At 42.7% G+C, this 21,889-nt stretch carries 20 protein-coding genes and 1 tRNA gene; 14 read left to right on the top strand and 7 right to left on the bottom strand.

The window, feature by feature from the left end; genetic code table 11:
• Window positions 1-5 precede the first annotated feature (5 nt).
• The 10 genes from M2135_RS03165 (at window position 6) to M2135_RS03210 (ending at window position 11,947) form a co-directional block, all read left to right on the top strand.
• A complete protein-coding gene (locus M2135_RS03165) occupies window positions 6-1,058 on the top strand; it encodes a M20 family metallo-hydrolase (RefSeq protein ID WP_280747144.1) in 1,053 nt (350 codons plus the stop codon).
• 2 nt (window positions 1,059-1,060) lie between these two features.
• Window positions 1,061-2,557 (top strand): oligosaccharide flippase family protein, encoded by a 1,497-nt coding sequence (locus tag M2135_RS03170; RefSeq protein ID WP_280747145.1) that lies wholly within the window; start codon window positions 1,061-1,063, stop codon window positions 2,555-2,557.
• Window positions 2,554-4,185: an asparagine synthase C-terminal domain-containing protein gene (locus tag M2135_RS03175; protein ID WP_280747146.1), complete on the top strand. Its 1,632-nt coding sequence runs from the start codon at window positions 2,554-2,556 to the stop codon at window positions 4,183-4,185. Before M2135_RS03170 ends, M2135_RS03175 begins: the two co-directional genes overlap by 4 nt.
• Before the next feature lie 434 nt (window positions 4,186-4,619).
• Window positions 4,620-5,174: a cupin domain-containing protein gene (locus M2135_RS03180; protein WP_280747147.1), complete on the top strand. Its 555-nt coding sequence runs from the start codon at window positions 4,620-4,622 to the stop codon at window positions 5,172-5,174.
• Between the two features lie 79 nt (window positions 5,175-5,253).
• Window positions 5,254-6,918, top strand: coding sequence for an AMP-binding protein (locus tag M2135_RS03185; protein WP_280747165.1), 1,665 nt, complete (start codon window positions 5,254-5,256; stop codon window positions 6,916-6,918).
• Between the two features lie 20 nt (window positions 6,919-6,938).
• The gene (locus tag M2135_RS03190) at window positions 6,939-7,313 is read left to right on the top strand and encodes a four helix bundle protein (protein ID WP_280747148.1); all 375 of its coding nucleotides are present in this window, start codon (window positions 6,939-6,941) and stop codon (window positions 7,311-7,313) included.
• 26 nt (window positions 7,314-7,339) lie between these two features.
• Window positions 7,340-8,413: a glutamate 5-kinase gene (gene proB, locus M2135_RS03195; RefSeq protein ID WP_280747149.1), complete on the top strand. Its 1,074-nt coding sequence runs from the start codon at window positions 7,340-7,342 to the stop codon at window positions 8,411-8,413.
• A 2-nt stretch (window positions 8,414-8,415) separates the two neighbouring features.
• Window positions 8,416-9,768 carry a glutamate-5-semialdehyde dehydrogenase gene (locus M2135_RS03200; RefSeq protein ID WP_280747150.1) on the top strand — a complete coding sequence of 451 codons (1,353 nt, stop codon included), beginning with the start codon at window positions 8,416-8,418 and terminating at the stop codon, window positions 9,766-9,768.
• 88 nt (window positions 9,769-9,856) lie between these two features.
• Window positions 9,857-10,813 carry an N-acetylornithine carbamoyltransferase gene (locus M2135_RS03205; protein WP_280747151.1) on the top strand — a complete coding sequence of 319 codons (957 nt, stop codon included), beginning with the start codon at window positions 9,857-9,859 and terminating at the stop codon, window positions 10,811-10,813.
• Window positions 10,814-10,849: 36 nt separating this feature from the next.
• Window positions 10,850-11,947, top strand: a complete 1,098-nt coding sequence (locus M2135_RS03210; protein ID WP_280747152.1) for a TIM barrel protein — start codon at window positions 10,850-10,852, stop codon at window positions 11,945-11,947.
• Between the two features lie 264 nt (window positions 11,948-12,211).
• Here the strand turns inward: M2135_RS03210 and M2135_RS03215 are convergent, their stop codons facing one another.
• Window positions 12,212-12,961, bottom strand: coding sequence for a tRNA 2-thiocytidine biosynthesis TtcA family protein (locus M2135_RS03215; RefSeq protein WP_280747153.1), 750 nt, complete (start codon window positions 12,959-12,961; stop codon window positions 12,212-12,214).
• A gap of 113 nt (window positions 12,962-13,074) precedes the next feature.
• Here M2135_RS03215 and M2135_RS03220 point away from each other — a divergent pair, with 113 nt between their 5' ends.
• From M2135_RS03220 to M2135_RS03235, 4 genes are read left to right on the top strand one after another with little or no spacing between them, the layout of a single operon-like run.
• A complete protein-coding gene (locus M2135_RS03220) occupies window positions 13,075-14,514 on the top strand; it encodes a tetratricopeptide repeat protein (protein ID WP_280747154.1) in 1,440 nt (479 codons plus the stop codon).
• A gap of 18 nt (window positions 14,515-14,532) precedes the next feature.
• Complete coding sequence (locus tag M2135_RS03225) at window positions 14,533-15,015, top strand: NfeD family protein (protein WP_280747155.1); 483 nt, start codon at window positions 14,533-14,535, stop codon at window positions 15,013-15,015.
• 15 nt (window positions 15,016-15,030) lie between these two features.
• Complete coding sequence (gene floA, locus M2135_RS03230) at window positions 15,031-16,029, top strand: flotillin-like protein FloA (protein ID WP_280747156.1); 999 nt, start codon at window positions 15,031-15,033, stop codon at window positions 16,027-16,029.
• A 1-nt stretch (window position 16,030) separates the two neighbouring features.
• Window positions 16,031-16,900 carry a nucleoside phosphorylase gene (locus M2135_RS03235; protein WP_280747157.1) on the top strand — a complete coding sequence of 290 codons (870 nt, stop codon included), beginning with the start codon at window positions 16,031-16,033 and terminating at the stop codon, window positions 16,898-16,900.
• 18 nt (window positions 16,901-16,918) lie between these two features.
• Here M2135_RS03235 and M2135_RS03240 read toward each other — a convergent pair whose 3' ends face one another.
• The 6 genes from M2135_RS03240 to M2135_RS03265 all read right to left on the bottom strand — a co-directional run bounded on the left by M2135_RS03240 (window position 16,919) and on the right by M2135_RS03265 (window position 21,315).
• On the bottom strand, window positions 16,919-17,665 hold the full coding sequence (locus M2135_RS03240) for a nitroreductase family protein (RefSeq protein WP_280747158.1): 747 nt from the start codon (window positions 17,663-17,665) through the stop codon (window positions 16,919-16,921).
• A 337-nt stretch (window positions 17,666-18,002) separates the two neighbouring features.
• Window positions 18,003-19,037 (bottom strand): FAD:protein FMN transferase, encoded by a 1,035-nt coding sequence (locus M2135_RS03245; RefSeq protein WP_280747159.1) that lies wholly within the window; start codon window positions 19,035-19,037, stop codon window positions 18,003-18,005.
• A 19-nt stretch (window positions 19,038-19,056) separates the two neighbouring features.
• Entirely contained in the window at window positions 19,057-19,581 is a 525-nt protein-coding gene (locus M2135_RS03250) for a nitroreductase family protein (protein WP_280747160.1), read from the bottom strand.
• Window positions 19,578-20,525 carry a glycosyltransferase gene (locus M2135_RS03255; protein WP_280747166.1) on the bottom strand — a complete coding sequence of 316 codons (948 nt, stop codon included), beginning with the start codon at window positions 20,523-20,525 and terminating at the stop codon, window positions 19,578-19,580. Before M2135_RS03255 ends, M2135_RS03250 begins: the two co-directional genes overlap by 4 nt.
• Window positions 20,525-21,073 (bottom strand): DUF4199 domain-containing protein, encoded by a 549-nt coding sequence (locus tag M2135_RS03260; protein WP_280747161.1) that lies wholly within the window; start codon window positions 21,071-21,073, stop codon window positions 20,525-20,527. The genes M2135_RS03255 and M2135_RS03260 overlap by 1 nt, the downstream gene beginning before the upstream one ends.
• 168 nt (window positions 21,074-21,241) lie before the next feature.
• A tRNA-Thr gene (locus M2135_RS03265) sits at window positions 21,242-21,315 on the bottom strand.
• Window positions 21,316-21,889 lie beyond the last annotated feature (574 nt).

The raw sequence follows: 21,889 nt of genomic DNA on the forward strand, positions 1-21,889 counted from the left end.
CACAGATGGAAAATTATTATGAAGCGATTGACCTTTTAAAAGGGATGATTAGCCGCCCGTCATTTAGCCGGGAAGAGCAGGAGGTGGCTGATTATCTGGAGTCGAGTTGGAAGAAAAAGAATGAGGTCTGCCGTAAAGGCAATAACCTCTGGATGATTGCTCCCGATTATGATCCGAAGAAACCGACTATCCTTTTAAACTCACATATTGATACGGTTAAACCTGTTGCCGGATGGACCTACGACCCTTTTCAACCGGACGAAACAATAGAGGACAAACTCTTCGGGCTCGGCAGTAATGATGCCGGAGCAAGTGTTGTCTCCTTGTATACAACCTTTCGCGTCTTATCATCAAAGAGACAGCCCTATAATCTGATTTTTCTGGCATCCTGTGAAGAAGAGGTTTCCGGAAAGAACGGAATTGAAAGCGTTTTGCCCGAATTACCCAAGATCGCATTCGGTCTTGTCGGGGAACCGACCGGTATGCAACCTGCAATTGCCGAAAAAGGATTGATGGTATTGGATTGTATCGCCCATGGGAAAGCCGGACATGCTGCGCGTGATGAAGGTATTAATGCTATTTCACTGGCAATTAAAGCGATCGAATGGTTCAATACCTACCAGTTTCCAGAACAAAGCGACTTGTTGGGGCCGGTAAAAATGAGTGTGACCATGATTCATGCCGGGACACAACATAATGTGATTCCGGATCATTGTGAGTTTACGGTAGATATTCGTTCGAATGAGTGTTATTCCAACGAGGCATTGTTTGAGTTGATCTGTCAGCAGGTCGATTGTGACGTGCGAGCGCGAAGTTTTCGTTTGAATTCCAGTAAAACCGAACCGGATCATCCGTTTGTGCAGCGCGCATTATTGATGGGTAAGACGCCATTTGGCTCACCCACATTAAGTGATCAGGCGTTAATGCCTTTCCCTTCGGTTAAGATTGGTCCAGGGGATTCAGCCCGTTCCCATTCGGCAGATGAATATATCTGTCTGAGTGAGATACGGGAAGCTATCGATACATACGTGCGATTGCTGGACGGATTATCCCTATAAATATGAAAGGATTAATTCATGATAAAAGCAATCAGACCCAGGTCTTTTGGATCAGCCTTGGTAAATTAAGTTCTTTTGCCCTCGCATTTGTCAGTGCTGCTATTTTATCCCGCTTTTTGTCGAAAGAAGATTATGGTACCTATAAACAGGTGATGTATATCTATTCGGCATTTGTGCTTGTTTTTACAGCCGGATTACCGGAGACATTGACCTATTTTCTGCCTAAGCTGACCAAGCGTGAGGGGAAACACCTGGTGAACCGGTTTGAACTTCTCTTTGTTCTCTTGGGATTGATTTTTTCACTTTTCATCTATTTCTCTTCCGGCTTGATTGCCGATGTGTTGAATAACCCGGCATTGGAGAAAGCCTTAAAGATCTATGCCCCTGTCCCGTTACTATTGATGCCTACCTTTTCGATAGAGAGTGTTTATTTGCGGGAACAGAAAAGTTATTACCTCGCTGTATATACTGTATTTTCGCGTATAGTGGTCTTGGCCGGGATGGTTTTGCCGGTTATTTTCTACCGGGCGAATTACGAAGCGGCTTTATACGGATTAGTGGTCTCCTCCTTTTTTATGTTGTTGGCTGCACTGTTTTTGATTTACAGACCCTATAAAGGTTACGCATCTCAGCGATCCAGCCTTACTCTTCAGCAGATCGCCCGGTATGCCCTGCCATTGATGGGGGCCGACTTATGTGTGATGATGTCGGGATCGGCCGATCAGTTTTTTATTAGTCGTTATTTTGGAGAGATCACGTTTGCTGAGTTTGCCAACGGATTCATTCAGTTTCCATTGGCGCCTATGATCACCGCTTCTGTTATGGCTGTCCTTATTCCGGTCTTTTCCAGAGCCAATACACCCGAACTCTTCGGTCAGGCGATACAGTCGTGGCAAAAAGCGATTTTGAAGACCGGTTTGATCTTGTACCCATTGCTGCTCTATAGTCTGGTTTTTGCTTCCGAGATTATCATTCTTATTTATGGGCGGGAATATGTTGGTTCTGCCATCTATTTTCAGATTATTTTAATCAGCAATTTTGTCAATATCTACCCTTTTCTGCCTGTTATGCTGGCGTTGGGGAAAATGAAGATATATGTTAGTTTTTATCTGATCTCGGCGGTTTCGATCTGGCTGACCGAAGCGATATCGATCTCTGTCTATCCGTCGCCGGTGGTTATTGCCTGTGTTTCTGCAACCAATACGATCTTGGTGATCGTAGCGTTTTATACATATATCAGGTGGAGGTTAGGTATTCAGGTATTCAGCCGACAACTTGTTTCATCTTTGCTAAAAACAATTGTTCATGCGCTTTTGCTCTTATTTCCCGTCAGATTTTTATTATTTCCTCTGATTCAGCACCTGCCGTTATTCCTGAATCAGTTTTTATCTTTTGCTGTCTTTTACCTATTGGTCTTATTGACCGGGAAATATATGGGATTAGATTACCAGCAGATTGGTTTATCTGTTTTTCAATCATTGCTAAAGAAGAAGAAATGATAAATATCGATCTTTACAGGAGAAACTGGATTACCGCGAACGGAATTTCCACCATCGGATGGGCTACATGGAGCGGGGAGAGTTATAATGGAGAGGCTTTTCATCAATTGATAACAGAGCGGGTCAAGCAAACGAGATTCGATATCGCGGTCGCCAGTGAATTGGCCAAACAGCTGAATGGGAATTATGCGATAATTATAGAGTCTGAATGTCTGGTTTTTTTGATTGCCGATCATATTCGTTCCTATCCGATTCTTTATTTCAAAGAAGGGGATGATCTGTATATCACTGATCATCTGTTGGCCACCCTGCAAAGAAACGGGCTAAGGCCGGAAGTAGACATTTGTCAAATAGAGGTGTTTCTGGTTGCAGGTTTGACATTGGAAGATCATACCGTATTTAAAAATATCTGTGCAATCCAGGCGGCAGAGGTTGTGGTACTCAATGAGAGACAGCTTGAAAAACGACGCTATTTTATCTATTCACTGGATACGTCGCAGAAAGAGTTGGCTGTCGATGAGGAAGTGGCTCGCCAGCAAGAGTTGTTTTCCCGGATCTTTCGCCGGACATTAGCCAGTGCTCCGAATGTACGCAACTGGGTTTTACCACTTAGTGGAGGACACGATTCGAGAATGGTGATCAATCAGTTATATCAACTGGGGGTAAAGAACATTGTTTGTTATTCCTATGGATCACCGGGGAATAAGCAGTCGCAAATCAGTCGGGAGATTGCCTCAGCACTTGGATATCCCTGGTATTTTGTGGAGTATACGCCTGAACGGTGGAGGGAGTTGCGCGAAAGTTCCGATTTCAACGACTATTTCGATTTTGCGTTCAATGGGGTCAGTGATCCCCATATACAGGATTTTCTGGCTGTGTCGGTCTTGAAAGCGCAAGGGGTTATTCAATCGGGAGATATTTTTATGCCTGGTCATACCTTCGATTTCCTTACTGGCGCTTATTGTCGAGACGGGATAGAGACTCTTTCCTCCAAGAAAGAGAGTTATCGTTACCTTTCAGCCTATTTCAATCAGTGGGCTTGTAAAAGAAGGAGTCAAACTGTTTGGAAAGAATTCGCATCAATGATTCAACACGCTCCTGTTTCGTATCCTGTTTTTCCGGAATATTTTCACTGGCAGGAGCGACATGCCAAATTTATACAAAACAGTGTGCGGGTCTATGAATATTTCGGGTTCGACTGGCGCACACCTTTATGGGATATAGAACTGGTTGATTATTGGCAACAGATTCCTCTGAAGGATAAAAAACAACGCTATTTTCTGTATCTCTGTGAAAAGAACGGACTGTATCAGGAGCCTCTGGCTTCAATCCCATTTGATATAGAGATGAGCCCGAGGAGGAGTCTGAAGCGCCTATTCACGGCGGTATTGCCTGAATCTGTGAAGCGTCAGTTGAAATTCTACCTGCAAAAAGAAACCCCTCATTCGGATGATGCATTATATGCTGTTTATGCCGAAGGTTCTCCCTCTTTTTCAGAGATAATGCCTTATGAAAATCTGCCGAAGGAGTTGCGTTATTATTTGAAGCCGTATATTCATCGTCCGCTGTACTGGTTCCCGGATAATGATAATAATACGCTTTATGCGCTTCGGGATTTATTTATGTAGACCGTATTTTAGAAAGATTAGATCGCTTTTTCAGAAGCATTTCAATGACTTTTCTGTTAGAGGTACGTCTAAATGATTTTAGACGTACCTCTAAACTGATTTACACCTACCTCTAAATTTGTTTAGACGTACCTCTAACAAAAAACAGACCTACGTCTGTCTTAAAAATGTATAGCAACGAATTCAAAAAGAGTCTACATGATGTTGTAAAACGTACTATTTGGTTTCTGTTTTTGCAAAGAACAGCTGAAGTTGTTGTGCGCAAGACTGTTTTTATAAAATGTAAACTATTTGTAGTGGAAAGTATTATTTTTTTTGGGTAATGCGCGTTAAAAATAACATATTGAAAGTAGATTCATCTTCATTTTACGTTTTATTTCTATATTTGCAGCAACTAAAATAGATCAAATACCTATTTTTCTAAACGATATTTCATGAATGAACAAATCAAACAGATAGCGGAGCGCCTGATCGGTTTGCGTGAAGCCTTGGAGATTACACCAGAAGAGATGGCTAAGGTTGCGCATTTGACTCCAGAGGAGTATATGGCGTTGGAAAGCGGGACGAAAGATATTTCGGTTAGTGTGCTTCATCAGATTTCTCAGGCATATGGGGTTGAGTTAACGACCCTGATGTTTGGTGATGAGCCTAAAATGAGTACTTATTTCGTGACGCGTAAAGGGAAAGGGATTGCAGTAGAACGTACAAAGGCGTATAAATATCAATCGTTGGCTGCCGGTTTTGCGGGACGCAAAGCTGATCCTTTTTTGGTGACAGTCCATCCGAAGGCGGATGATGAACCGGTTTACTTGAACGCTCATCCCGGTCAGGAGTATAATCTGGTACTTAGTGGGCGGTTATTGTTGAACATAAACAATAAAGAACTGATTCTGGAAGCGGGTGACAGTATTTATTTCAATTCCGAATTGCCACATGGCATGAAGGCACTTGATGGTGAGACTGTAAATTTTCTGGCTGTTATTCTTTAATATAGAAGTTCAAATTCGGCGGTTTGCACGCATACGATTCGAACTTTCAACTTCTTAATTTCCAACTACAAAATATATGATATTAGAACGTTTTTTAGATCAGACGACGTTTGAGTCGCAAGATGATTTTATAGCCAATTACAAAGTAAATATACCTGATGGTTTTAATTACGGTTACGACGTGGTGGATGAATGGGCTGCGAAGGCACCGGATAAACGTGCGCTATGTTGGACCAACGACAAGGGCGAACATATCGATTTTTCATTTGCAGACATTAAAAGAGAGTCGGATCGAACAGCTTCTTACTTTCAATCATTAGGCATTGGAAAAGGGGATATGGTGATGTTGATTCTTAAACGGAGATATGAATTCTGGTTTGCGATTATTGCATTACATAAATTGGGCGCAGTGGTGATCCCGGCAACACATTTGTTGACGAAGAAAGATATTATTTACCGGAATAATGCTGCTGATATTAAGATGATTGTCTGTGTGGGTGAGGAGAGTGTGACTACTCAGGTCATTGAAGCGATGCCTGAATCTCCTTCGATCAAAAGATTGGTTTCGGTAGGTCCTGAAGTTCCTGCCGGATTTGAAGATTTTCATCGGGGCATCGAAGCGGCATCTGCTTTTGTCCGGCCACAGGAGCGGACAACCAATGAGGATATTTCATTGATGTATTTTACATCGGGAACTACAGGAAATCCTAAGATGGTTGCTCATAATTTTACTTATCCGCTGGCACATATTTCAACCGGAAGTTATTGGCATAACCTGCATAAGGATAGTTTACATCTGACGATAGCTGATACCGGTTGGGGAAAAGCGGTTTGGGGGAAACTATATGGGCAATGGATTGCGGGGTCGACAGTGTTTGTCTATGATCATGAGAAGTTTAATCCGGCAGATATGCTTCGGATGATTCAGGATTACCGGATAACCTCTTTGTGTGCTCCTCCGACTATTTTCCGTTTTCTGATTCGGGAGGATGTTACGAAATATGATCTTTCTTCACTGGAATATTGTACGATTGCCGGTGAGGCTTTGAATCCGGCAGTCTATGAATCGTTTCTCAAACTGACAGGGATCAAATTGATGGAAGGATTCGGACAGACGGAAACGACATTGACGGTTTGTACCTTTCCGTGGACGATGCCTAAACCCGGATCGATGGGGAAGGCGAATCCGCAATATGTGGTTGATCTGCTTCGTGCCGACGGTACACCGGCAGAGGATGGTGAGCAGGGAGAGATCGTTGTGCGGTATGGAGATAAGCGTCCTTTAGGACTGTTTAAAGAATACTATCGTGATGAGGCATTGACGAAAGCGACTTGTCATGATGGGATCTATTATACGGGCGATGTTGCCTGGCGAGATGAAGATGGTTATTTCTGGTTTGTCGGCCGCACGGATGATGTGATCAAGAGTTCGGGATACCGTATCGGTCCGTTTGAGGTTGAAAGTGCGTTGATGACACATCCCGCAGTGGTGGAATGTGCCATAACCGGAGTACCTGATGAGATACGCGGCCAGATTGTTAAGGCGACTATTATCCTGGCAAAAGAGTATAAAGAGCGTGCTGGAGAAATGTTGGTCAAAGAGTTACAGGATCATGTGAAGAAGGTGACTGCTCCTTATAAATATCCGCGGGTGATAGAGTTTGTTGAAGAGTTACCTAAAACGATCAGCGGAAAGATCAGACGGGTGGAGATACGGGATAAAGACAGTAATAATAATGGTTAATGTTTAATGATTAATTATTAATGGAAGAAAAAGAACCTAAACCGAATGCTTTGAAAGAGAAGAGTTTTTCTTTTGCGAAAAGGGTTGTAAAGTTGTATAAATACTTAAATGAAACGCATAAGGAGTATGTATTGTCGAAACAATTATTACGATCTGGGACTGCAATAGGGGCTTTGTATAGAGAGTGTGAATATGCTGAAAGTAAATTGGACTTTATTCATAAACTCGGAATCGCTCAAAAAGAGTGCAATGAAAGCTTATATTGGATTGAACTCTTATTTCATACAGAATATGTATCTGAGTCAGCGTTTAACAGCTTAATTCAGGATGGAGAGGAACTCCTTAAACTAATAACTTCCATAATAAAGACTGCAAAGTCAACAATTAATCATTAATCATTAACAATTAATCATTAATAAACGTGCGAATAGCAGTTAAAATAGGCAGCAATGTACTTACGCGCAGTGATGGGACATTGGATGTGACACGAATGTCTGCACTGGTGGATCAGGTGGCTGAATTACATCGGAAAGGGATGGAAATCGTCTTGATCTCTTCGGGGGCAGTGGCTTCCGGGCGGAGTGAGATTAAAGTCGGTAAGAAACTGGATGCGGTGTCGTCGCGTCAGCTTTATTCAGCGGTGGGGCAAGCGAAACTGATTAATCGTTATTATGAACTGTTTCGTGATCACGAGATCGCTTGTGGGCAGGTGTTGACAACGAAAGAGAATTTCGGTAGTCGTACACACTATCTGAACCAGAAGAATTGTATGGAGGTGATGTTGGCCAACAAGGTCATTCCGATAGTGAATGAGAATGATACGATCTCTGTGACTGAGTTGATGTTTACTGATAATGATGAATTGTCGGGGCTTATTGCAACGATGATGGGCATGGATGCACTGATCATTCTGAGTAATATCGATGGTATTTATAATGGTAACCCGAATGATGCTCAGTCGTCTGTTATCCGTGAGATTGAATCGGGAGGGGCAGATGTTTCGGAGTATGTACAGACGACCAAATCGGCTTTTGGCCGGGGAGGTATGTTGACCAAATGTCGTATTGCCCAAAAAGTGGCAGACGAAGGTATTGCAGTTATTATTGCGAATGGGAAAAAGGACAATATTCTGCCACAGGTATTAACACCTCAGAGTGAGACCATCTGTACACGTTTTGTTCCGTCGGAAAAGCCGGTCAGTAGCGTGAAGAAATGGATTGCACACTCAGAAGGTTTTGCTAAAGGAGAAGTTCATATTAATGAAGGGGCAGAAGAGGCTTTGGCTTGTCCGAAAGCGACCAGCGTATTGTTGGTTGGAGTCACACAGATTATAGGTGATTTTGAAAAAGATGATATCGTTCGGATCTATACTAAGTCGGGCAAACAGATCGGTGTGGGCCGGACAGATTACGATAGCGATGAAGCGAAATCGTTGATTGGCAAACGGGATCTGAAACCGTTGATACATTATGATTATTTATATTTGGATTCATAAGGATGACGTCGTATAAAAGAAACAATTTAATAGAGAAACTCAGTCGACCTCTTTCTTCCTTTTTTGAGGATGATGAGCGGGATGATGAAGTTTGTCCGGAAGCAACAGCTACTGTCAGTGAATTAATCGATCGTGCAGTTGTCGCATCACGTTCACTTCTTTCGCTGAATGATGCAACAATAAACAGTATTCTTTGTGATGCAGCAAAAGCCTTATTGCTGCATAGTGAGGCGGTGTTAAGGGAGAATGTGAGAGATTTAAACCGGATGGATCCGTCTGATCCGAAATATGACCGTCTCAAACTGACAGAAGAGCGTCTGAAAGGAATTGCCGGTGATATGGAGAATGTGGCTTCACTCACTTCGCCTTTGGGTAAGATCTTGGATGAAAGGATACGACCTAATGGGATGGTTATCAAAAAGGTGTCTGTTCCTTTTGGTTTGATAGGGGTGATCTATGAGGCGCGACCCAATGTCACATTTGATGTTTTTTCATTATGCCTGAAAAGCGGGAACGCCTGTGTATTGAAAGGCGGATCGGATGCGCATTTTTCAAATACGATATTGGTTGCTGTTATTCGTGAAGTCTTAAAGAAATATCAGGTTAATCCGGATAGTTGTATTTTACTTCCTCCCGAACGTGAAGCGACAACAGAACTATTGAATGCAGTAGGACGTGTCGATCTGATTATTCCCCGTGGAAGCAGTTCGCTGATTCATTATGTCAGGGAACATGCGCGTATTCCGGTTATAGAAACGGGTGCGGGCATTTGTCATACTTATTTTGATAATGCGGGGGATAGGGAAAAAGGACAGGTGATTATAACGAATGCAAAGACCCGAAGGGTGAGTGTGTGTAATGCGTTAGATTGTTTGTTGATTCATAAAGATCGTTTGGGAGATTTGCCTTATCTCTGTGAAAGATTGGTTGAACACAACGTGATTATATATGCGGATCCGACAGCCTATTCAGTATTGGAAGGGAAATACCCGAAAGAATTGCTCCAACAGGCAACAATGGAGAGTTTTGGTACCGAATTTCTGGATTACAAGATGAGCGTGCGTGTGGTTTCTTCGATTGAAGAGGCGTTGGAGCATATCGCCAAACATAGTTCTAAGCATAGCGAATGTATCGTCAGCGAATCGGAAGAATCGATCGATCTCTTTGAGCAATTGGTGGATGCGGCTTGTGTTTATGCCAATGTGTCTACCGCTTTTACCGATGGAGCCCAATTTGGTTTCGGAGCAGAAATAGGTATCAGTACACAAAAATTACATGCCCGTGGGCCAATGGCATTACCGGAATTGACGACCTATAAATATATTATTGAAGGGGAGGGACAGGTACGACTTTAATAGGATGCAAGAGGTAAATTCTATCTGCTTATTTGTGAATATACAGCATTCTTTCTAACTTGCCACCTCTTAATTAATTGTAAATGAAATGAGAAATTTCACTTGTGTAAATGATATTGGTGATCTTAAACAGGCTTTGGCAAATGCTTTTGAGATCAAAAAAAACCGTTTCCAGTTTGCTGAACTGGGAAAACATAAAACATTGATGATGGTGTTTTTTAATTCCAGTCTGCGTACCCGTTTGAGTACCCAAAAGGCTGCCATGAATCTGGGTATGAATACGATCGTGCTCGATATTAATCAAGGAGCCTGGAAACTGGAGAGTGAACGGGGGGTGATTATGGATGGTGACAAACCCGAACATCTGTTGGAGGCGATTCCGGTGATGGGGTGTTATTGTGATATCATCGGTGTACGTTCTTTTGCCCGCTTTGAAAGTAAAGAAGAAGATTATACGGAGAAGGTTTTAAACCAGTTTATTCAATATTCAGGTCGGCCGGTGTTTAGTATGGAGGCGGCTACACGTCATCCGTTACAAAGCTATGCCGACTTAATCACGATAGAAGAGTATAAAAAGAGCGCGCGTCCGAAGGTGGTATTGACCTGGGCTCCTCATCCGAAAGCTTTACCACAGGCCGTACCGAATAGCTTTGCGGAATGGATGAATGCGACAGATTATGAGTTTGTCATTACTCATCCTGAAGGGTATGAATTGGATCCTTCTTTTGTGGGGAAAGCACGTGTTGAATATGATCAAAAGAAAGCGTTTGAAGGAGCAGATTTTATCTATGCCAAGAACTGGGCGGCTTATGCGGATCCAAACTATGGACAGGTTTTGAGCCGGGATCGTAGTTGGACGGTGGATACCGAAAAAATGGCTTTGACCAACAATGCTTATTTTATGCATTGTCTGCCGGTACGTCGCAATATGATCGTAACAGACGATGTCATAGAGAGTCCACAGAGTATCGTTATCCCTGAAGCAGCCAACCGGGAAATATCGGCTCAGGCTGTTCTGAAAAGAATGCTTGAGGATAATTTCTAAAACAGAAAAGTTTTTTGTCACCTAAATACAAATATCATGGAGAATAACAACAAAATCACAAGAAGAAAGTTCTTTACAGCCTCTACCACTGCATTGGCTGCGGTAGCTATTGTTCCTTCAGGGCTGACATCCTGTGCCGAAGCACCGGCACCGGCTGCTCCTATCGAGGTGGGATCTAAATTCAACGGCGTACAGATCGGTACGATTACCTACAGCTGGCGTACATTGCCGGGTGGCTTGGCGAATATTTTAAAGTATTGCAAAACGGCAGGTATTAGTTCAATCGAATTAATGAGTGGTGATTTGGAAGAATACTTAGGTATTCCTGCGAATCCTTTGGCAGAGGCATTTGCCGGTGTCAGTCGCGACCCTATGCAAGCACAGGCTATCCGTGCCGCTAATCCGAATCAGCAGTTTACTTATCTTGCTGTCGGAAGTGGTTATGTCATGGTACCGCTTCCGTTTACAGCCGAACAACAGGCGGCGATTGATAAATACAAAGCGGATGTGAAAAACTGGCGTGTCAACTTACCGATGTCGAAAGTGGAAGAAGCACGTAAATACATGAAAGATAATGGCGTTGAAGCACATATCGTTAAATTTGGTCCAAGCAGTTGGTCGGACGAAGAGATCGATTATGCGTTTAAAGTAGCCAAAGCAATGGGTGCCAAAGCGGTGACTGATGAGACAGGACTTGCTACGGCTCAGAAATTAGCTCCGTTTGCAGAGAAACACGATATGTACGCAGCGATGCACAATCATGCACAGTTTGGTGACCCGACATTTGATGTAGATGCGATATTGGCGGTGAATCCGCACATTATGCTTAACTTTGACTGTGGGCATTACTTTGGGTCTACCGGAAAGAATCCGGCCGATTTTATCCGGAAATACCACGATCGGATCTACAGTATTCATATCAAAGATAAGACCGGTCCTAATACAGAACCCAAAGATACGAATCAAGTCTTCGGACAGGGAGAGACTCCTATTGCCGAAGTGCTCAATTTGATCAAAACAGAGAAGTATCCGATCTATGTGGATATCGAGTTGGAATACCCCGTTGCATCCTGGTCGACTTCCGAAAAAGAAGTAGCAACTTGTGTGAAGTATCTCCGCCAGATTCTGATTTGATCTTTCTGTTTCCAAAGATATCATGAACAAAAAGTCTCAGCTTGCTGAGGCTTTTTTTTGTTTGTCGCGGATATAGAATCGTTTGACAATTGTGAGACGATCGTTTGATAATTATCAAATGATCATTCCACAATTGTGAAACGATCATTCGACAATTGTCAAATGAATTATTCTTTTCAATCGCTTCGTTTTTGTATGCAGCAGAATCGGCCGATCAGTCTGAACGTTTCAGGTGATCTTTTCGGACAGACTTAATTGTATGTCTTATTTTTTTGTTTTTGGGGGAAGATAATCGTTCTGAATATTCGTCATGCTACTCCACAGGCTGAATCGGGCTTCGGGATTTATTTCTTCCATATCAGCTAATAGTTTTTTTATCTCAGAACGACTGGAGCCGGACTCGTAGGGGCAATTTTTGAGTTGTTTCCGGTAACTTTTCCATTCGGCCAGTTGTTTTAAGTCGCTCTCTTTGATCAGACATAAAGGGCGAATAATCGACATGTCGAATTTATCCATTTTGAGCAGAGGAGGCATCGTTCCGATGGCGCCCTGATGAATCATGTTCATCAGTAATGTCTCCAACAGATCATCCTGGTGATGCCCGAGTGCAATTTTAGTACATTGATGTGTTTTGGCTAAGTCGAATAAGGCTTTGCGTCGGGTCCATGAACAGAGAAAGCAGGGTGATTTCCGTTTGTCGGTAGAGGCGTCAAAACTGGTTTCATGGACAACGAACGGCAGATGGTGTTCGTCGGCACAACTCTTCAGATAGGCCTGGTCAGCCTGATAGGGGATGTTGGTCATCACCACATGGGCTACCACCACTTCGAAGCGTGGTTGGTAACATTTGGAACGTCGTCCTAAAAGGTCTACCAGTGCAAGCGAATCTTTTCCTCCGGAAAGTCCGATCAGTATCCGATCCCCATCTTCGATGAGTTGGTATTCATACATGGCTTTTTTAACTTTCTCTTCCAATTTGCGGTAGAGAAGTTCTTCTGCGGTCCACTTTGGCATAGTTATTCCTTTTCAGGGCGCAAAATTAGATATTTCTGATTCTAATTTGTTTATTGCAACTAAAAATATGCTTATCTTTACGAAAGTATCACAAAAACGTGCGTTAGAATTCGATGAAAAGGGTCATTTGTAAACTGTTTTATACGATAAGTATTCTTTTTATAGGTAGTGGGTTATATGCCCAAAGCCTGGATCAGGCCAAGAAGATGTACAATGAGGGGCAATATGAAGAAGCGAAGCCTGCCTTTGAACGCTTGGTCAAACAGGCTCCCAATAATTCTTCCTACAATCAATGGTATGGGGTATGCTGTTATGAAACAGGCGATCTGGAAACTGCAGAAAAACATTTATTGGTTGCTGCCAAACGGAAGGTGCAGGAGTCCTTTCGTTATCTGGCGGAGTTGTATTATAAAACATACCGCTTTGAGGAATCGGCAGAAATGTTTGAGGAATATATTGATATCTTGGCAGGAAAAAATCAGCCGGTGGAAACTTTTGAAACACGTCTTGATCAGGCGAATAATGCAGCCCGGATGTTGGATAAAGTGGAAGATGTGGAGATTATAGATAGTGTCGTGGTTGATAAGCGTAAGTTTTTGGCTGTCTATCCCTTAAGTGAGGAGAGCGGGCGATTAATGAGTTATTCGGATTTTTTCAAGAATGAGAAGGTGATTCTTTCTTCTGTCTATATGAATCAGAGAGGCGATAAAATATATTATGCCCGTGAAACAAATGATAACCAGCTGTGTTTGTTCAATCAATCCAAATTACTTGAGGAGTGGGGCGATGAGAAACAGTTGCCAATGAATATCAACAGTGAGGGGAATGAGAACTTTCCATTTGTTCTGTCAGATGGGGTCACCATTTATTATGCATCGACGGGTAATGGATCACTTGGAGGGTATGATCTTTTTGTGACGCGGTATACCTCCAATTCAGATACTTATTTAACTCCGGAACAGTTGGGTATGCCTTTCAATTCGCCGGCCAATGATTATATGTTGGTGATTGATGAAGGGAAAAACCTCGGTTGGTTTGTTTCCGACCGGTTCCAGCCGGAAGGGAAAGTGTGTGTGTATCTGTTTATCCCGAATACGAACAAGGCGCGTATCGAGAGCGAAGATCTTGATTTGAAACGTTCGCGCGCACTGATCACAGCGATCAGTGATTCCTGGAAAGAAGAGGGCAATTACAACGAGTTAATCGAATTGGCATATGCCGAAGTCTCTTCCGGAATCAATGAGGTAAAGAAAGATTTTGAGTTTATTGTCAATGACAATACCATTTATTATACGCTGGAGGAGATCAAAAGCCCGGAAGCCCGGAATCAGTACGAAAAAGTAGTGGCCTTACGGAAACAGATCACAGAGCAGCAAGAAAAACTGGAAGGGTTACGCCAGTCGTATACCACCGGGAATGCTGCTCGTAAGGATCAGCTACGGGCGACAATTCTACAGGCAGAGTCGCTACTTGAAGGGTTGCTTGTACAGCCTCGTGAACTGGAGAAAAAAGCACGGAATACCGAAATAAATTTTCTGAAACTGAACAGATAAAACATACTTGAACAATATATGCTTTTAGATCTATTCATTATCGTTTTTTTAATGGGAGTGGCTATTGCGCTGGTTCTTGTTGAAATATTTCTTATGCCGGGGATTACGTTGGCCGGTATCGGAGGGGCTGTTTTTGCAATCGGTGGAGTCATTTATGCCTATACAATAGGTGTTGCAACCGGACATATCACATTGATTGGTTCAAGCATCCTGTTTGGTGGTCTCTTTTTCTGGTTGCTCCGCTCAAACTCCTTTAGCAAGGTCGCTCTGCATACCGAGGTGGATTCAAAACTCACTTCCAGTAAAGAGTTGGGTATTGAGCCGGGAGATGAGGGGATGACCCTTTCCCGCTTAGCGCCTATCGGAAAAGCCAGTATCAAAGGAATAACGGTAGAGGCCAAATCGTTGGGTGATTTTATCGATGAACATAGCCCAGTCGTTGTTGTGCGGGTAGATGGATATAATGTTGTTGTCAAGTCTAAAGAACATATCAATACATAAATAATACATTCGAATATGGAAGAAATGACTTTTTTACCGGTCGTATTGCTGGGAGCCGCGGTGTTCCTGCTGATCATATTTTTCTATTATGTGCCTTTCCTGTTATGGATCTCAGCGAAAGTATCGGGGGTAAATATCTCTTTGTTACAATTGTTTCTGATGCGTATCCGTAACGTGCCGCCTTCAGTGATTACACGTGCAATGATTGAAGCGCATAAAGCTGGATTGAAAACATTAACACGTGATGAGTTGGAAGCGCACTATCTGGCCGGTGGTCATGTAGAACGGGTTGTTCATGCATTGGTGTCTGCCTCGAAAGCCAATATCGAGTTGTCTTTCCAGATGGCTACCGCGATTGATCTTGCCGGACGTGATGTGTTTGAAGCGGTACAGATGTCTGTTAATCCTAAAGTGATCGATACGCCTCCGGTAACGGCGGTTTCTAAAAACGGGATACAGCTTATCGCTAAAGCACGTGTAACCGTGCGTGCCAATATCAAACAATTGGTAGGGGGAGCCGGTGAAGAAACGATCCTGGCCCGTGTAGGAGAAGGGATTGTATCGTCTATCGGTTCGGCAGAAAATCATGAATCGGTATTGGAGAACCCCGATTCGATCTCTAAATTGGTTTTACGTAAAGGGTTAGATGCCGGGACAGCATTTGAAATTCTTTCAATTGATATCGCTGATATTGATATAGGTAAGAACATTGGTGCTGTATTACAGATGGATCAGGCGCAGGCTGATAAAAATATTGCTCAGGCAAAGGCTGAGGAACGTCGTGCAATGGCTGTCGCTGTTGAGCAGGAGATGAAAGCGAAAGCACAGGAGGCTCGTGCGAAGGTGATTGAAGCTGAAGCTGAAGTGCCTAAAGCGATGGCTGAAGCTTTCCGGAATGGGAATTTAGGGATTATGGATTATTACAAAATGAAAAATATAGAAGCCGATACCGGTATGCGCGAAGCGATTGCAAAACCTAGTGCCGGTAATTCGTCGAAACCAATCAAAGACTGACATGAAGATTATCCCGGCATCCGAACTAATCATAAATGAAGATGGAAGTATTTTTCACTTGCATCTGAAGCCAGAACAATTGGCTGATCATATTATTTTGGTCGGTGATCCTAAGCGGGTCACCATGGTCGCCTCTTTTTTTGATACGCAGGAATGTGAAGTGTCTAACCGGGAATTTCATGCGATAACAGGATCTTACAAAGGGAAAAGAATAACAGTCCTTTCTCATGGTATCGGAGGAGATAATATCGATATTGTCTTAACCGAACTGGACGCCCTGGCGAATGTCGATTTTAAAACCCGCACGGTTAAGTCGGAACTCAGGCAATTGACATTGGTCCGGATAGGAACAACAGGAGGCTTACAGCCTTCTGTTCCCGTCGGGACTTATGTGGCAGCAGAAAAGTCAATCGGCTTTGACGGGGTGATCTATTTTTATGCAAACAGCAGAGATATCCGGGATACGGAGATGGAATCGGAATTAGTGCGGCAATTGAATTGGCCATTAGCCGGTTTATGGCCGTATGTGGTTTCTGCCGATCGGTCACTTTTGGAACAGATCACTCAGGATGATATTGTCCGTGGCGTGACGGTTGCAACAAATGGCTTTTATGGTGCACAAGGACGGGAAATCCGTTTGCCTTTAGCCGACCCGGAGTTGAACCAAAAAATTATGCATTTTGAATACGAAGGGAGAAGGGTCACTAACTTCGAAATGGAAAGCGCTTCCCTCACTGGTCTGGCAGCTTTGATGGGACATCGGACAGTGACGATCTGTTGTGTTATTGCCGGACGTGTAGCCAAAGAATCCAATACCAATTACGAGGGAATGGTCAAAGGACTTGTTGAAAAAGTCCTTGACCGAATCTGACGGCTTATTCTCTTGTCTTTATTTTAAGAATCCCTGTTTCTGAAGCACATCCATCAGTACTTCCGAAAAATACTCGTTATTCTTCTTTGTATAACGGATATCCGTAAAGACTTGTGCTAATGTCTCCTTGTCGTTTTCAAGGGTGTATTGTTTGTTTACTTCCAACTCCTCTTTCGCCTGATAGAGTTTATCAATGGCATCCGGCGTATAATCGGTATAAGATTCTTTATGAATAATAGCATCCAAAGGCAATCGTTCTACTTGGGATGGTAACGGTTCTGCTGGGTAACCGACGGCAACCGATACGATCGGAATGACCAGTTTTGGAAGGTTCAATTGTTCAATGATTTTATCCGCATTATAAAGCGTAGTGCCCAGATAGCAAATACCCAGTCCTTTCGCTTCTGCTGCATCACAAAAACTCTGTGCAAAGATCGTTGCGTCCAGCATTGCGGCCATAAACATCTGAAGATTGTCGAACCCCGGTTCGGCTTTTCGTTGTTGAGCCCATTTGACAAAACGGTTGGCATCAGCACAGAACGTAAGAAATACAGGCGCTTCAGTAACCATTTTCTGATTAAAATGCAGTGGAGCCTGTTCTGTTTTTTTTGCCATGTCCCGATTGATGATTACACTATATAATTGCATATTACCCGTATTGGAGGAACGGGCAGCGATTTCAACTAATTCGTTTAATAAGGTGTCGGAGATATCCTGATCGGTGTATTTACGAATACTTCTCCTGTTTTTCATACTTTCCAACATGACCTGAATCGTTTAATAAAATGTACACAAAGATAGTCAGTTTAGATTAAAAAGAACGGTTGTCTTTCGAGGAAACAGCGATCAAAGTGGATTAAATGATTATTTTTTAATGACGCATTAAACGTTTTACGGATAAGTCAGTCTAATAAGTAGTATTAGATTTTACATGATGATTTTTTTATGGTGTTAGTTTTTAAGGTTCATTGATTTGTTGAAATGAGGCGAATGCGAGGCGTATACAGACGTCTTTTTGTTCATAATTGTTTTTATTGGGTTACAAAAAAGCCGCCCTGTTTGAGAAAGCGGGACGGCTTTTGGTTGTATGAGGTCTGGATGATTACGGATTTTCCAGGATAGACAGCGCCTGACGGTTGGGTAAATAGGGGAGCATTCCTTTTGAATAGGCAGTTTGGTGTTTCCCATTATCATCAGCGTATATGATGAAATACTCTATCTCAGGGATCGACTCAGCCATTTTGACGGCCTCTTCTACTCCCATGGCCATAAAAGCGGTCGCATACCCATCGGCTGTAATGCAGTTTTCAGCAACAATTGTTGCACTCAGCATATTTTGTCCGGCCGGATAACCGGTACGCGGATCGATCGTATGGGCATATTTCTTTCCGTCTTTGATATAAAAATTCCGATAATCGCCCGATGTGGCGATGCCGCATCTTTTACATGGTTGTACGATCTCTTCAACACTTTGTTGAATACCAGTCGTCTCGTCTTCCGGTTTGTTGATCCCTATACGCCAGCACTGGTCGTATTGATTCACTCCTTTTATGGTAAACTCACCACCGATATCGATCATATAATTTTTCACCCCCTCACGTTCCAACAGGAGGGCAATGACGTCACAGGCAAATCCCTTGGCTATAGCCGAATAAGTAAGCATCAAACGCGGATCATCCTTAATGACGGTTTTATTCTCCAGTCTCACTTTTTGATAACCGACAAACGTTTGAATACTATCAATCATTTGCGGCGTGACACTATCCATTTTATTGAACCCAAATCCCCATAAATTGATCAGTGGCGCTGCAGTGGCATCAAAGACACCATTCGATTTAACGGATATTTCCTGTGCTTTATTAAATACTTCAGTGAACCAATCGTCGACTTCAACCGCCTCATTTTTATTCACTTTGGCAATGATAGAATTAGGATTAAATGGATTCAAAGAAAGACTAAAGGCTTGGAATTCCGCATCTATCTTTTCTGTTAATGGTTTAGGCGATTGATATTTTATACTGTAGAAAGTCCCGAATATGGTTCCGCTATCCACATAATAGTCGCCTTTATCCGTGCAGCCGATAAACGTAAGGATAAGACAAAGACCGCTGATTCCTAAATTAATAATCCTTTTCATGAGCGTCATTTTTTAGTTGTCAAAAGCTTTCTTTCCGAATCATTTCATCAAGCGGTTTGCGCCTTTTGGGTGTTTCGGCAAACAGGTTCGGATCGGCAGGATAGGCGACCGGGATAATGGAAATAGGAACGACTGTTTCCGGCAGATTAAACTGTTTGTGTAATAGCGGACCATCAAAATGACAGATGATACATGTTGCCAGTTCTTGCTCTGCTGCAGCCAGACAGATATGTTCGGTCACGATACCACCATCCACCAATAAATGATCTTGATTATCGGCCGGTCTTTTCCAGGATTGACTGTAATCGCCACAAACAACAATAAAAAGAGGTGCCGGTTTCATCCACTCTTTCGGATAACACTCCACCAACTTCCGGCGTGCTTCTTCTTCTGTAATTATCAGGAAAAACCAAGGCTGGTAATTGACAGCCGATGGCGCCATACGTGCCGCTTCCAGTATGTAATTGAACTTATCTTCTTCTATTGGCGTAGAGAGATATTTTCTGATTGAGCATCGTTTTCTTGCAAGTTCCAGGAAGTTCATAATTCAGCTTCAATTTTATAATTATTGCGCCGGGAGGAGTTGCGGGAGATTAATTCTCCGATGAATCCGGCCAAAAAGAGTTGAGTTCCCAAGATCATCGCTGTGAGCGAAATATAAAAATACGGTGAATTCGTCACTAACGGACGCAGATCACCGGAGATAATAGAGGCCAACTTCATGCTTAAAACCACAATCAATGCAATAAAACCAATGAAAAACATGACACTTCCCCATAATCCGAAAAAGTGCATCGGCTTTTTACCGAATTTGGAAGTGAACCACAAGGTGATCAAATCCAGGTATCCGTTGACAAAGCGGTTCAGCCCGAATTTGGTCGTGCCGTATTTGCGCGCCTGATGTTGTACCACCTTTTCACCGATACGATGGTAGCCGGCAATTTTTGCCAAGTAGGGGATATAGCGGTGCATATCGTTGTACACCTCGATATTTTTAACGACCGCATTCCGGTACGCCTTCAGTCCACAATTGAAATCATGTAAATAAACTCCCGAAAATTTCCGGGCAGTGGCATTGAATAACTTTGTAGGGATCGTCTTCGACAGAGGGTCATATCGCTTTTTCTTCCATCCCGAAACCAGATCGTATCGCTCCTCCTTGATCATTCGGTACAGTTCCGGTATCTCATCCGGACTATCCTGGAGATCGGCATCCATAGTGATGACTACATCTCCCTGCGCTTTCTGAAATCCACAATGCAATCCGGGCGATTTTCCATAGTTGCGACGGAATTTGATCCCATGGATGTGCGGCGATTTCTGACTGAATGATTCAATAATATCCCATGAATTGTCGGTGCTTCCGTCATCGACATAAATGACTTCGTAGCTGAACTTATTTTCATGCATCACTCGTTCAATCCAGGCATTTAATTCCGGGAGTGATTCGGCTTCATTGTATAATGGTATGACAACTGATATATCCATCATTTATTATTGTTTTGCTGATTATTTTGAAAAATCTGACCGCTGTTGTTGTTTCGACACAATAACGCGGCAACGGGTATCGAAAATATAACTCCGTAAAAAATATTATTGAATATCCCCTGTATAGCCATCTGTATGGGAGTAACGCGAACCTCTTTTAGTTTGTCCACCAACTCCGAATTGACCTGCTGACTGTCCAACAGTTCCAAGGCCTGGCTGAAAGCACTGGCTAATAGATCAGGTGGAGCGACATATTGATAAAACATATAATGTACCAGTGACACGATTAATGCGGCAAAAGTGTAGAGTAAAAGACCAAACTGCCAGGCGTGAAAAAAGCCGATTTGACCGCCTGTATCTTCACGGTATCGCTTGGTGATCGTATAGGCTACGAATGGAACTGTGAAGGTTAATGCCCAATAGAGATAGTTGCATACAGGCACTGAAAAACTGAGTATAAAAAAAATGTATTTGATTACCCAATAGATGCCCATGGCTAATCCATACGTCATCGCACTTTTCACCAATAAGCCTTTATATTCTGTCATGTAGATTCTTTTTTTTGCTTTTTGAAGAAACAAAAGTAAATAAAAAAAAACAATGAACAATTAACTACTGATTCTTAGCTTACTAATTATCAATTGTTCATTGTCCATTGTCCATTCGCAAGCATTGCTTGCTTTTTCAAAACGGATTGGCTAAATGCCGATCCTTTGAGCCTCTTGTCGGATTCGAACCAACGACCCCGAGATTACAAATCACGTGCTCTGGCCAACTGAGCTAAAGAGGCAAGTGGGTAAGCTGGCTATATCGCGCCGCTACGACCAAGTACCCTTGCTGCGGTCAAGCCCTGGGGGAGTTCCGAGGGAGCATGCCGTATAGGACTTACCCGGCTGCAAAGGTAGTGATTTTCCATTAAAATGCAAATGTGTGTGTTGAATTGTTGAAAAAAATGATGTAATTGATTGTTTTATAGTTGTATAGAGTGTATTTAAAAGGCGTTATGGTTCACTGTTTTATTGAATGGAAGAATATGTGAAGATAGTGAAGGCAAACGCCTGTGGGATTTGGCCTTCGGAAAATCTTTAAATCTTACACTTTTTGAAACAATCCAAATAAAAACCCAAAACATCCCATCGCTTTATTTGTGCCTTTTGTTCCGTTTTTTTGTTAGACATAGGTCTGTTTTTTGTTAGAGGTACCTCTAAATGATTTTACACGTACCTCTAAACGGATTTAGACGTACCTCTAAATTGTTTTAGACGTACCTGTCCTGTCCTGAAATAGGTTGTCATTCAACAAAAGTAAACTTATGTTAGAAACGAAACAAAATGGCAGTATTCGTTACAGCCGCTCATTAAAAA

It is taken from the genome of Parabacteroides sp. PF5-9 (assembly GCF_029893105.1).
Lineage (GTDB): Bacteria > Bacteroidota > Bacteroidia > Bacteroidales > Tannerellaceae > JARXWG01.